Here is a 12,706-nt window from a genome sequence, read left to right on the forward strand (position 1 = left end):
GGAAGCACATAAACACCCTTCCGGGAACGCCCCTAACTACCGGTCTACCACCCCCCCCCCCCCCCCCCCCTCTTTTCTCCCCCCCCCCCCCCCCCCCCCCCCCCCCCCCCCCCCCCCCCCCCGGCAGGGTGCCGAACTCATCCAGGATCAGGGTGCGCGAGGGGGACGAGGAATGACTCACGTGCTGTGTTCTCCGTTCTTCCCCCGTTGGTCACTGCGCTGCCCCCGTCGATCACGGCGGCCCCGCTTACATCTTGACCCCATACTTGTACAGTACACGCATCGCGATCAGGCGCAGCAGCCGGTCGTAGACGAGGCCCAGGATGCCGAGGGTGATGATGCCGACGAAGACCCAGTCGATGCGGCCGTAGTTGCGGGAGGTCCAGATCAGGGAGCCGAGGCCCACCTGGGCGGCGACGATCTCGGCGGAGACGATCGTCAGGAAGCTGTTGCCCATGGCCAGGCGGGCACCCGTGAGGATGTAGGGAACGGTCGACGGCAGCACCACGCGCTGCAGGATCTGGCGGCGGTTCGCCCCGAGGCTGGCCGCCGCCCGCAGCTTGGACTCGTTGACGGCCATCACACCCGCACTCGTGTTGAGGGTGACGATGAAGACGGCCGTGTAGAAGATCAGGACCACCTTCGACGTCTCGCCGATGCCCAGCCACACCACCGCCAGGGTGACGAAGGCGACCGGCGGGATGAAGCGGAAGAACTCGATGTACGGCTCCAGGAGCTGGCGGACGATCGCGATCTGGCCGATGAGCAGCCCGATCGGGGCGCCCACCACGACGCCGAGGCCCCAGCCGATCAGGATGCGGCGGCTGGAGGCGATGACCGAATTGCCCAGGGTGCCGTCGGCGGCCAGCTCTCGGGCGGCCGACAGGGTCTCCTTCGGCGAGGCGACCAGGGAGGGGCCGTACTTCATGGCGACGAGCTGCCAGACACCCAGCCCGACGAGGACGGCGACGGCGTACAGGCCGATGGTGCGCAGCCCTTGTCCGCCGCCCGACCGGTCGTCGGTGCGGCGCGCACGGTCGCGTGCGCGGGTCGGGGCCGGGGCCTCCGTCGTGGTGATCGTCATGCGCCCCTCGCCTCTCGGTCGACGTGTGCGTCGCGTGCCTCGGCGCGGTCGCCGGCGGCCGCTTCCGTGTCCTGGTCGAGTCCCTGGCCCCGCATCGCCTTGCGGACCTCTTCCCCGATGTCCTCGCGCAGCCTGTTGCGCAGGCGCAGGGCCGCGGGGTCGGACTCGTCGCGGGGGCGCGGCAGGTCGACCGTGTACAGGGACTTGATCGAGGCCGCGGGGCCCGCCGTCATGACGGCGACCCGGTCGGCGAGCAGGATCGCCTCGTCGATGTCGTGCGTGACGAAGACGACGGTGCAGCCGGAGGCCCGCCAGATGCGGGCCGTCTCCTGTTGCAGGACCTGCCGGGTCTGCGCGTCGAGCGCGCCGAAGGGTTCGTCCATGAGGACCACGCCCGGCTCGTTGGCGAGGACCCGCGCGATCTGGACGCGCTGGCGCATGCCGCCGCTGAGCCGGCCGGGGTAGCGGTCCGCGCAGTGGCGCAGGCCGACCAGGCCGAGGAACTCGTCGGCCACCCGGTTCTGTTCGGCGCGGGAGCGACCGCGCATGCGGGGCCCAAAGGTGACGTTCTGGTGCACCGTCATCCAGTCGAAGAGGGCCTCGCTGCTCTGGAAGACCATGCCGAGTTCGGGATCGGGGCCGCTGACGGGGACTCCGTCGGCAGTGAGCGACCCCTCGCTGACCCGGGTGAATCCGGCCATCGCCGACAGCAGGGTGGACTTGCCGCAGCCGCTCGGGCCGAGCAGACAGAGGAACTCACCGGCCGGGATGTCGAGGTCGATGCCCTGAACGGCCCGGAAGTTCCCGAAGGAGATTCCGGCGCCCTCGATGCGCAGGGCCGCTCCGCGTCCGGCTGCCGCTTCTTCCGTACGGGTACCGGGGACGGCCGTCACGGTGGCCGCGGCGCGGGCGCCTTCCCCCGGTACGGTCGCGAACCTCTTGGTCGCCTCGCTCATCAGGATCCCTCCGTGTGCTCGGGAAGCCAGCCGCGCTGGACGGCGCGGGTCACGTCGGGACGGGTCTTGAGCTTGCCCGTGTCCAGGTAGAACCGGACCGTCCCGTCGTAGCCCTTCAGATCCTCCGCGGTGAAGTCACGGACCTCGAAGTCGATCTCCTTCACCGCGTTCACGGTCTGGGCCGTGGGAATCTTCGCGGCGTCCTTGGTGGCCTTCGCGGCGGCCTCCGGATCGCTCTCGACCCTCTTGGCCGCTTCCGCGAGGGCCGCCGCCACCTTGGCCGCGATGTCCTCGTGGTCCTTGAGCCAGGGGGAGGTCGAGAGGAGCCAGTGCTGGTAGCTGAGGCCGTAGTCGCCGGTGGTCTGCAGGATCCGCGCGCCCAGCTCCTTCCCCTTGGACGGCCACGGCTCCCACAGGACGTACGCGTCCATGTCGCCCTTCTTGGTGAGCGCGGGGATCTCGGCGGGATCGGACGTGACGAACTCGACCGAGTCGGGCCTGATGCCCTTCGATTCGAGGAACCGGGTGGCGGCCAGCTCGGACAGGCCCGGGACCACGGCCATCTTCCGGATCTGCTGCGGGGACTTCACATCGGGTCCCAGGACGACCTTGAGGTAGCGCCCGGAGTCCTCGTACACCAGGAGAGAGCGCAGGTCCGGGTTCTGGCCGAGCAGGCCGATGGTGGTGGCGTCGGAGTTGCCGGCCATCTGTACCTGTCCGGCGTTGAGGGCGTCGATGCCCTCGCCGCCCTTGGCGAACTGGACGAGGTCGACGTCGACCCCGTGCTCGGCCCACAGGTTCTCGGCGCCGGCCAGGTAGAACGGCGCGTACGAGGCGTCGACGCCGACCGCGATACGCAGCTGGGGGCGGCCCTCCCCGCCGGAACCCGAACCGGACCCGGTGTCTGTGGTGCCCGCTCCGCACGCGGTCGACGCGAACAGTGCGGCGCCGGCGAGGGCCGAGCCGGTGATGCGACGTGTCGGGCGGGACTTCAAGTGGGATGCAGTGTTCATAGCCACCTCGGAATGGGACGCTTTTCGGCAGGTCATCGGGTTCTGGGCCCGCGAGTTGGCGCACGCTACTGCCGGTCGGAGGGCAGAGGCATGGGCGGCGGTCCGCTCAGTGGGACAGCCCGGGAATGGCATTGCGCAGACGGTCACCGGGCGTACCGGTCGTACCAGCCGCGCAGCAGCACCGTGTCGAGGTCGGGTGCGCTCCTGATGAGGCCCTGGCCCCTGAGGAAGTCCACGATCCGGCGCGAGGACGTGACGTCGGCCGAGGTCAGGGCGCGGGCCTCGAAGGAGATCTCGGCGACGGCCTGCGGTGACGTGATGCCTTCGCGCAGGACGACTTCGAGGTAGCGACCCGAGGACTGGAAGGCGCCCAGGGCGCGCAACCGCGGATTGTTCACCATCTGTGGCAGCGCGGTGGAGTCGGCGTTGGCGGAAATCTGTGCTGTGCCGGCCGTGACCGCCTGGGTGGCGGCCGGCCCGCCCTCCACCTTCGTCAGCCGCACGTCGAGGCCGGCCTTCTCGAACATGCCGCGCTCGGCCGCGAGGTACAGCGGCGCGCACGAGCCGTCGACGCCGAGGGCGATCCGCACGGTCGGACGCTCGCCGCCGGCGGATCCCCCCGAGTCCGTGGTGCCCGCCCCGCAGGCGGTGGCGAGGAACATGACGAGCAGGGCCAGCAGGACGGTCCGCGGGCGCCGGCCCGTGCGGTGATGGCAGAACATCGAATGGCACCTCCGGGGCAGAGTGCTGTCGGGGTGGCGGCACGCTGGCACCCCGGAGGGGCCGGGGAAAGGTCGGTGTCCCACCTGGCGGACCGGCACGGAGGAGGCGGCATGTGCCGCCGAGGGGGCGGAGAAGCCCGACGCATCGGACACCGAACCTGACAAACGGGACATCAGTGCATCTGCTGCCTGAAATTTACCTCCCCGCCCCTCTATGCAACAGGACGTTGTTGCAGGTCAAATGGCTTTGGCCGCCGTGCGACGAAGTGAGGGACGCTGATGCAGTCGAGCGCCGACGACGAGGTGTTTCTGCCCAATTCGGTCCTGGGCAAGGCACAGCTGCTGCTCGCCGCGTTCGAGTCGGGGGCGGACCGGTTGCGGCTGAGCGAACTGAGCCGCCGCTCGGGCGTGCCCAAGGCATCGGCCTACCGGCTCGCCCGGGAACTGGTGCAATGGGGGTTGCTGGACCGGCACGGGGAGACGTACGAGCTCGGTATCAGGCTCTTTCACCTGGGGCAGCGCGTCCCCGCCTGCTCCGTGCTGCGATCGGTCGCGCGTCCGCTGATGACCGACCTGTACACGCGGACCCGCGCCGCCGTGCATCTCGCGGTCCTCGACGGCACCCACGTCCTGTTCCTGGAGAAGATCGCCGGTGAGGCGAACGTGCTCACCCACTCGTACGTCGGGGGCCGCCTCCCGGCCTCCTGCACGGCGACCGGTCAGCTGCTGCTCGCCCTGGCACCGGACGGAGCCGAGCGGGTCGCGGCCCTCGCCCGCACCGGGCTTCCCGTGCTGACCCCACGCTCCGTGACGGATCCCGGGGTGCTGGCCCAGCGGCTCTCCAGGGCGTCACGTCAGGGGTACGCGCTGGAGGTCGAAGGGGTCAAGGCCGGGTACGCCAGCCTCGCCGTGCCCGTGTCCATGGGCGGACAGGAGTACGGGGCACTCTCGGTCACCGCGCCGGTCGCGCAGGTGTCGGTGGACCGGTGCCTCGCGGTCCTGCGGGCCACGGCCGAGAGCATCGAGCGCGGTGTGGCGCAGAAGACCGCGCGGGGGTCCTCCCCGGCGAGCGGACGGAAGGCACCCGTCGTGCGCGGCGCGCCGGCCGTGGGCTGACCGCGCGGCGCGGGCCTGCTGGTCCGGTCGTTTCGGTCGGCCGGTTCGGTCGGCTCGGTCGGCTCGGTCGGCTCGCTCGGCTCGCTCGGCTCGCTCGGTTCGGTCGGTTCGGTCGGTTCGGTCAGCAGAACAGTCCGGTGGTACCGCCTCCCCTCCCCCGTGATCGTGAGATTCCGCAAAGGCAGCGGACACGTAAGGGGAAGAGCCGTGGTGCGACGACCAGACACGGACCCGGCGGCACTGCGCGTGCTGGACCTGACCGATGAGCTCGCTTTCCAGGGCGCCCGGCTGCTTGTCGGCACCGGTGCCGATGTCGTACGGATCGAGCCGGGCACCGACCTCGGCCCGGCGACCCGCACCCACTGGCACGCGGGCAAGCGGTGGGTGTCGGTGGACGGCTCGGCCGACCTCGACACACTGGCGGGGGGCGCCGACATCGTCCTGGAGAGCGGGCCCGTGGCACGGCTGATCGGCCTGCGGGAGGACGGCTCGTCCCGTTGGCCGAACGCCGTGCACGTGGTGGTGACGCCCTTCGGGCTGACCGGACCACGCCGCGACTGGGTCGGTGACGATCTGGTCCTGGCGTCGGCGGGTGGCATGACGTGGCTCGGCGGGCGCCCCGACGGGCAGCCCAAGCCGCCCCCGCGGGAGCAGGCGCTGCAGACCGCGGGGGCACACGCCGCGATCGGGGCGCTCCTGGGCGTCGTGTCGGGCACCCCTCAGCTGGTCGACGTCTCCGTGCAGGAGGCCGTGGCCGCCACGCTGGAGACCGCCGCTCTCGCCTGGATCCACGGCGGACGTTTCCCCGTGCGCAACGGAGGCGTGTACGAGCACGTGGCGCACCGGATCTTCGAGGCCGCGGACGGCCATGTGGCCGGGGGCTACTCCGGCAGCGACCGGATGTGGACGGACCTGCTGGCGTGGATGGCGGAGCGGGGCGAGGCCGGTGACCTCCTCGACGAGCGCTGGCAGGACCCCGCTTTCAGGTGGCGGCAGCGCGCCCACGTGGACGCTCTCGTACAGAAGTTCGCGGCGCGGCGACCGGCCGCCGAACTGGCCGCCGAGGCGCGGGCGCGGGCCCTGCCGTGGGCGGAGGTCGTGCCGGCCGGGCGTCTGACAGACAACCCGCAGCTGCGCGACCGCGATTTCCTCGTCACGATCACCGGCGAAGGGCTGCCGGACGGTGGCGTCGAGGACGTCGGCTTCCCGTGGGCCGCGCTCCCCCGCCCGGTGGCTCTGCCCGCGCTGCGCGAGGTGGCGCCGGGCGAGGCGCCGTGGCGCGGTTCCGGGCCGGACCGGGTACGTGACAGTGGGGAGGAGCCCAGGTCCCGAGCCCTTGAGGGGGTACGCGTCCTCGACCTGACCTGGGTCCTCGCCGGCCCGTACGTGACCAAGCAGCTCGGGGAGCACGGCGCGGACATCGTCAAGATCGAGTCGCGGCACCGCCAGGACCCCACACGGTTCGCGCCCTCGATGCATCTGCGGCCGGGTTCCGACCCCGACGACAGCGGCTACTTCCTCAACTTCAACCGCGGCAAGCGCGGCGTCGCCCTGAACCTGCGGACCGAGGTCGGCCGGCGGTTGCTGCGCGAGCTGGTCCCGCACTGCGACGTCGTCGTCGAGAACTTCAGCCCGGGTGTACTCGCCCGGTGGGGCATGGACTACGCGTCGCTGCGCGAACTGAACCCGGACGTCGTCCTGGTGTCGATGGCGGGGGTCGGACAGACCGGTCCCTGGCGCAACGCCGTGACCTTCGCGGACACGCTCGCCGCGATGTCGGGCCTGTCCAGCGAGACCCGGGATCCCGGGGGCCCTCCGCAGGGCCTGACCTTCGGTCTCGGCGACATGGTCGCGGCCGACTCCGCGGTGCTCGCCGTCCTCGACCTGCTGGCGCGGGGACGTGGCGGCCACGTGGACCTGTCCCAGCTGGAGGCGATGGCCGCGACGATGGGCCCGGCGGCCCTGGAGCCCGTTCTCGGGACGGAAGCGCCCGATCCCCGGACCGCCGAACACCCGAACCGGTCACCGCGTGCCGTGCCGCACGGTGTGTATCCGACGGCCGGTGACGACCGGTGGGTGGCGGTGTCGGTGACGGACGAAGCACAGTGGCACGCCCTGACACACCTCGCCGAACTCCCCTGCGCCGACGGCGACCTGGACGCTCGACGGGCGCACGAGGACGAGATCGACGGCGCCCTCGCCGCCTGGACGAGCCTGCAGGACGGCGACGAGCTGGCCGAACTGCTCCAGACCGAGGGCGTGGCGGCGGCGGTCGTGGCGACCGGGCAGGACCTGGTGGAGACCGACGAACAGCTCGCCGCCCGCGGCTTCTATCCCCTACTGGACCACCCCCTGACCGGACCGGTCCGTCACGAGGGCATCGTCGTGCGGCTGGCCGCGACACCCGGCGGACTCGACCGGCCCGCACCTCTCCTCGGCCAGCACACGCACGAGGTGCTACGGGACCTGCTGGGCCTGAGCGACGAACAGCTGGCGGCACTGGCCGCAGAGGGAGTGACGGAATGAGCGAAGCGAACGCGACCCGGGAGAAGCGCTCGGTGCTGCACGTGACACGTGACGGCGCCGTGGCCACGATCCGCGTCGACCGGCCCAAGGCGAACGCCGTCGACCCGGCGATGATCGAGGAGTTCCTCACCGTCCTGACCCCACTGGCCGCCGACCCGGAGGTGCGCTGCGTCGTCATCACCGGCACCGGCCGCTTCTTCATCGCGGGCGCCGACATCGCGGTCATGCGGGACCTGTCCGCGGACAACCAGGCGAAGATGCGCCGCTGGATCGACGTACAGCGGGTGATCGAGCAGGCGCCCAAGCCGGTCGTCGCGGCGATGAACGGGCACGCGCTGGGCGGCGGCGCCGAGTTGTCCCTCGCCTGTGATCTGCGGATCCTCTCGGCCGGGGCGACGTTCGGCTTCCCGGAGATCCGGCTGGGGCTGTTCCCCGGCGCCGGCGGCAGCCAGCGTCTCCCCCGGCTCGTCGGCCCCCATCTGGCGAAGCGCCTGATGATGGAAGGTGAAGGACTGACGTCGCAACGCGCCCTGGAGCTCGGACTCGTGGACGCCGTAGTGGCGCGGGAGGACTTCGACGCGGTGGTGACCGAGCGGGCCCGCCGTCTCGCCGCGCAGCCGACGGCCGCCATCGCCCTGCTCAAACGGGTCGTCGACGAGGGGTACGGGCTGCCCGTCGAGCAGGCCCTGCGGCGCGAGGAGAAGGGCGTCGCCGACCTGACCGGGACCGCCGACGCGGCGGAGGGTCTCCAGGCGTTCCTCGACAAGCGGCCCCCGGTGTTCACCGGGCGGTGACGGCGGGTCCGCACGTGGGTGTTCCGGTCGCCCACGAACCGCCAGGTGGGAGGGGTTCGCTCACCGGACCGAGGAGCTGGGCCCACGCCCGGCGCGGTGATGGGCTTGCCACCGTACCCCCCGCATTCGTACGGAAGGACCCGCATGTCACCAGCACCGGAGAGTCACTACGCGGACGGCGCGGGCATCCGCTACCACTACCACGACCTCGGCTCGGGCCCCGACACCGTGTTCCTGCACGGCGGTGGCCCCGGATGCACGGCGTGGAGCGACTTCGGGCCCGTCGCGCCCCTGTTCGCGGCCACCCGACGCTGTCTGCTCGTCGACATCCACCAGTACGGCAAGTCGGAGAAGTCCCGCATAGAGGGCCCGATGTGGGACCACCACGCGGCGAAGACGGTCGGTCTGCTCGACACGCTGGGCGTCGACCGCGCCGACTTCGTGTGCAACTCGTGGGGTGGCACCATCGCCCTCAACCTCGCGGCGAAGTACCCGGACCGAGTCCGGTCGCTCGTCATCACCGGCAGCATGCCCGTCTTCTACGGCCCGCTCGCCCCGCTCCCCGAGAACGGTCACCGCGGCCGCACGGCCCGGGACGTCTACTACGGCGGCGAGGGCCCGACCCGCGAGAAGATGCGGCAGCTCATCACCAAGCTGGAGTGGTACGACGGCGCGAAGCTCCCCGAGGAGACGCTGACGCTGCGCTACGAGCAGAGCCTCGACGGGGGCGAGCGCGCGCTCGCGGCCATGTCCGACTCGCCGCGCGGCGACTGGCAGGACCTCACCCAGGAGCTGGGCCGGATCCAGGCCCCGACGCTGTTCGTGTGGGGCATGCAGGACGCGTTCCTCACCCCGGACTACCCGCTGATGCTGGCGCGCATGGTGCCCAGCGGGAGCCTCCACGTGATGGACCACGCCTCCCACCACCTCCAGGAGGAGCGCCCGGAGGCGTACCACTCGGTGGTCAGCGGCTTTCTCGACTCCCTCGTCTGAACCTTTCCCTCCCCCGACCGTCACACGGAGTACAGCCATGTCGATCTGGACCGAGATCAACCCCACCCCCTTCCGCGTCGAGTACGTCGACGCCGCCGGAGTTCCCACACGCACCCTGCGCGCCGGCGACCCGAACGCCCAGGCCGTCGTCTTCCTGCACGGCACCAGCGGCCACCTGGAGGCGTTCGCGCGCAACATCACCGCGCACGCCGCCTACGACCTGCACGCCATCGACATGCTCGGCCACGGCTACACCGGCAAGCCCGACAAGCCGTACGAGATCGCCGACTACGTCACCCATCTCCTCGACTACCTAGACGCCGTCGGTGTCGACAGCGTCCACATCGTCGGCGAGTCCCTGGGCGGCTGGGTCGGCGCCCGCGCCGCCATCGAACACCCCGAGCGGGTGCGCAGCCTCCAGCTCCTCTGCTCCGGCGGCACCGTGGCCAACCCGGAGATCATGGAACGCATCCGCACCAGCACCAAGAAGGCCGTCACCTCCGACGACATCGACCTCACGCGCGAGCGGATGCGGCTGCTCATGGCCGACGACGCCTCCGCCACCGAGGAATTGGTCGAAGTCCGGCACGCGATCTACCACACGCCGGAGTTCGTCGCCGGCGTCGACAACCTCCTCTCCCTCCAGGACATGGAACGCCGTCAGCGCAACCTGCTGCGACCCGAGCACCTGGCCCGGATCACCCAGCCCACGCTGGTGGTGTGGGGACGACAGAACCCGTTCGGCGAAGTGCCCGAGGCGACGGCGCTGCACCAGGGCATTCCCGGCTCGCGCCTCGAACTGTTCGAGGAGTGCGGGCACTGGCCGCAGCACGAGCAGGCCGAGCGCTACAACGCCCTGAGCCTCGACTTCATCGGCAAGGCCGCCGACTGATGAGGGCCGTACGGTTCCACACGTGGGGCGCCGCTCCCGTCCTCGACGACGTGCCGGAGCCCGTCCGTGCACCGGGCGAGGTCCTCGTCCAGGTCACGGCGGCCGGCGTCTCGCACCTCGACGCCACCGTCGCGGCCGGTGACTTCGGGCTGAAGCCGGCCCTGCCGTACGTCGGCGGTGTCGAGGGCGCGGGCACGGTCCTGGAGGCCGACTCCGACTCCGGTCTCACGCCCGGGGCGCGGGTCGTGCTGCGCGGCGGCGGCCTGGGTCTCCTGCGCGACGGCACGTGGGCGGAGCGGGTCAGTGTGAAGCGCAAGGCCGTCACCCCGCTCGCGGCTCCGCTCGCCCCCGCGGTGGCGGCGAGCTTCTTCGTCCCTGCCACGACCGCGTACGTGGCTCTGCACGACGTCGCCCGGATCGGGCAGGACGAGGACGTCGTCGTGGTGGGTGCCGCCGGCGCGGTCGGCGCGATGGTGACCCAGCAGGCGCTGGCCGCGGGCGCACGGGTGACCGGTGTCGTCGGCCGGGAGGACCAGCTGGCCGACGTTCCGAAAGGGGCGGAGGCCGTCACGCTGGAGGACGCGGAAGCTCTCGCCCGGGACCGGTCGGCCTCGCTGCTCGTCGACACGCTCGGCGGCGCCGGGCTGGTCGGCCGCAGCCGGTGGGTGCGGCGGGGCGGACGCGCCGTCGTCATCGGGTACGTGGCCGGCCCGCGCGTCGAGCTCGACCTGCCGAGCTGGCTGCTCGACGAGGTGGCGCTGCTGCCGGTGAACATGATCCGCCAGGAGCGGCGGGCCCACGAGGTCTCCGGCGACCTGGCCCGGCGGCTCTCCGAGGGTGTCCTGACCCTGGCGGTGGAGGAGTTCGACCTCGCGGAAGCTCCCGCGGCGCTGGACGCGCTGCGGGGCGGGCGGGTGCGGGGGCGGGCCGTGCTGCTGCCCGGGTGAGAGACCGGGCACGCCCGGGTGAGAGACCGGGGCCGTGGGGCGTGGGAACCGGTCGGGCGGGTCCCACGCCCCTGCGGTGCGCCCTGCGTGCGGCGTCCCGCCGGGAGCGCCGAGCGGCCGTCCGGTACGAGCCCTACCCGCACCGGTCCCACGTCTCTCCGGTGACTCCCCTCTCCCGGAGCACGGACTTGCGCACCTTCCCCGTCTCGGTGAGCGGCAACGCCTCGACCACGTCCACATACCGTGGCACCGCGAAGGCGGGAAGCTCCTTCGCGCAGTGCCGGGCCACCCGCGCCGGGTCCAGCACGCGGCCGGCGCGCGGGACGACCGCCACCATCACCTCGTCCTCGGCGAGTGCGGACGGGACCGGGAACGCGGCCGCCTCGGCGACATCAGGATGCGTCCGCAGCGCGGCCTCGACCTCGTACGACGAGATGTTCTCGCCGCGGCGCCGGATGCAGTCCTTGACGCGGTCGACGAAGCGGAACCAGCCGTCGGGGTCGCGCACCACGCGGTCCCCGGTGCGGCGCCACGAACCGGGATCGAGCCTCACCTCACCCAGGTAGCCCGTGGCGAAGGCATGCTCCTGGTCGGTGCGGACGACGAGTTCTCCCTGCGTTCCGTCCGGCACGCACGAGAGGTCCGCGTCGACGACCCTCGCCTCGAAGCCGTCGCGCACCCTGCCCATGTAACCGGGACGGCAGTCCTCCGGTACGGCGCCGATGACCAGGTTGGTCTCCGTGGAGCCGAACCCGTCGACGAGGGTCACGCCGAACCGCTCGCGGAACGCGCCCCACAGCGCGCCGGGCGTGCCAGGGCCGAGTCCGCGCCAGGCCGGGTGCGCGCGGTCGTGGGGCCCGGCCGGTTGCGCGAGCAGCATCGGCACCATGGCACCGAGCACGTACACACAGGTGGCCTTCGCCTCGACGGCCCGTGTCCAGTACCTCGACGCGGAGAAGCGGCGGTCCACGACCACGGAGGCTCCCACCGTCATCGCCTGCGCCAGCGTGCTGAGCGCGTTGGTGTGGAAGAGGGGGAGGCACGTGTAGAGGATGTCCTCGGCGGTCAGCCGCAGCGAGTCGGCCACGTTCCGGCCCCACCAGGCGAACTGGGCGTGGGGGCAGCGGACCCCGCGGGAGGGCCCGGTGGTGCCGGAGGTGAACAGGACGGCGGCGGTATCGCCGGGTTCGGCGGGACAGGGGTCGAGCGCAAGCGCGGCGCCGGAAGCGGGCACGGGCGATGAGCCCGAACCCACGACCCGGACCTCCCCCGCGTAGCCCACCTCTCCCGCCCGCGCGGCCAGCTGCTCCTCCACGTACAGGAACCGCGGCCGCGACGTGTCCAGGGCGTGCCGGAGCAGCCGGCCGTGGAGTGCCGTGTTGAGCGGGACCACGACCGCGCCGAGCCAGGCACAACCGAGCACCAGATCGATCAGTTCGACGCGGTTGGAGAGCAGCGTGGCGACCCGGTCCCCGGGCCGGCAGCCTTGGTCCGCCAGCGCACCGGCCGTCGTGGCCGCGGCCGTACGCGTCTGCGCGTACGTGCGATGAATCCCGTCGACGGTGAGGAAGACCCGCTCACCGTGGTGGGCGGCCGCGGCGTCGACCAGGCCGGGAATCGTCATGCGGTTCATGAACGGATGCTGTTCGCCCGCCCCCGGGTG

Annotated in this window: 11 protein-coding genes; 6 read left to right on the top strand and 5 right to left on the bottom strand. The window is 72.0% G+C overall.

Annotated elements, in window-relative coordinates:
• Positions 1 to 247 precede the first annotated feature (247 nt).
• The 4 genes from ACZ4VW_RS20590 to ACZ4VW_RS20605 all read right to left on the bottom strand — a co-directional run bounded on the left by ACZ4VW_RS20590 (position 248) and on the right by ACZ4VW_RS20605 (position 3,775).
• Complete coding sequence (locus tag ACZ4VW_RS20590) at positions 248 to 1,084, bottom strand: ABC transporter permease (protein WP_467964355.1); 837 nt, start codon at positions 1,082 to 1,084, stop codon at positions 248 to 250.
• Complete coding sequence (locus ACZ4VW_RS20595; protein WP_467964357.1) at positions 1,081 to 2,040, bottom strand: ABC transporter ATP-binding protein; 960 nt, start codon at positions 2,038 to 2,040, stop codon at positions 1,081 to 1,083. The genes ACZ4VW_RS20590 and ACZ4VW_RS20595 overlap by 4 nt, the downstream gene beginning before the upstream one ends.
• The gene (locus ACZ4VW_RS20600; protein ID WP_467964359.1) at positions 2,040 to 3,053 is read right to left on the bottom strand and encodes an ABC transporter substrate-binding protein; all 1,014 of its coding nucleotides are present in this window, start codon (positions 3,051 to 3,053) and stop codon (positions 2,040 to 2,042) included. Before ACZ4VW_RS20600 ends, ACZ4VW_RS20595 begins: the two co-directional genes overlap by 1 nt.
• A 143-nt stretch (positions 3,054 to 3,196) precedes the next feature.
• Positions 3,197 to 3,775: an ABC transporter substrate-binding protein gene (locus ACZ4VW_RS20605; RefSeq protein ID WP_467964361.1), complete on the bottom strand. Its 579-nt coding sequence runs from the start codon at positions 3,773 to 3,775 to the stop codon at positions 3,197 to 3,199.
• Between the two features lie 279 nt (positions 3,776 to 4,054).
• Between ACZ4VW_RS20605 and ACZ4VW_RS20610 the strand changes: the two genes are divergently transcribed.
• The 6 genes from ACZ4VW_RS20610 (at position 4,055) to ACZ4VW_RS20635 (ending at position 11,043) form a co-directional block, all read left to right on the top strand.
• Positions 4,055 to 4,891, top strand: coding sequence for an IclR family transcriptional regulator (locus ACZ4VW_RS20610; protein ID WP_467964363.1), 837 nt, complete (start codon positions 4,055 to 4,057; stop codon positions 4,889 to 4,891).
• A 207-nt stretch (positions 4,892 to 5,098) separates the two neighbouring features.
• Positions 5,099 to 7,417 carry a CaiB/BaiF CoA-transferase family protein gene (locus tag ACZ4VW_RS20615; RefSeq protein WP_467964365.1) on the top strand — a complete coding sequence of 773 codons (2,319 nt, stop codon included), beginning with the start codon at positions 5,099 to 5,101 and terminating at the stop codon, positions 7,415 to 7,417.
• Positions 7,414 to 8,211 (top strand): enoyl-CoA hydratase/isomerase family protein, encoded by a 798-nt coding sequence (locus ACZ4VW_RS20620; protein WP_467964367.1) that lies wholly within the window; start codon positions 7,414 to 7,416, stop codon positions 8,209 to 8,211. Before ACZ4VW_RS20615 ends, ACZ4VW_RS20620 begins: the two co-directional genes overlap by 4 nt.
• 144 nt (positions 8,212 to 8,355) lie before the next feature.
• Entirely contained in the window at positions 8,356 to 9,204 is an 849-nt protein-coding gene (locus ACZ4VW_RS20625; RefSeq protein WP_467964370.1) for an alpha/beta fold hydrolase, read from the top strand.
• A gap of 37 nt (positions 9,205 to 9,241) precedes the next feature.
• Positions 9,242 to 10,096: an alpha/beta fold hydrolase gene (locus ACZ4VW_RS20630; RefSeq protein ID WP_467964372.1), complete on the top strand. Its 855-nt coding sequence runs from the start codon at positions 9,242 to 9,244 to the stop codon at positions 10,094 to 10,096.
• Complete coding sequence (locus ACZ4VW_RS20635) at positions 10,096 to 11,043, top strand: quinone oxidoreductase family protein (RefSeq protein ID WP_467964374.1); 948 nt, start codon at positions 10,096 to 10,098, stop codon at positions 11,041 to 11,043. The genes ACZ4VW_RS20630 and ACZ4VW_RS20635 overlap by 1 nt, the downstream gene beginning before the upstream one ends.
• A 133-nt stretch (positions 11,044 to 11,176) precedes the next feature.
• Here ACZ4VW_RS20635 and ACZ4VW_RS20640 read toward each other — a convergent pair whose 3' ends face one another.
• Complete coding sequence (locus tag ACZ4VW_RS20640; protein WP_467964376.1) at positions 11,177 to 12,676, bottom strand: AMP-binding protein; 1,500 nt, start codon at positions 12,674 to 12,676, stop codon at positions 11,177 to 11,179.
• Positions 12,677 to 12,706 lie beyond the last annotated feature (30 nt).

The organism is Streptomyces sp. NPDC029139 (assembly GCF_055564335.1).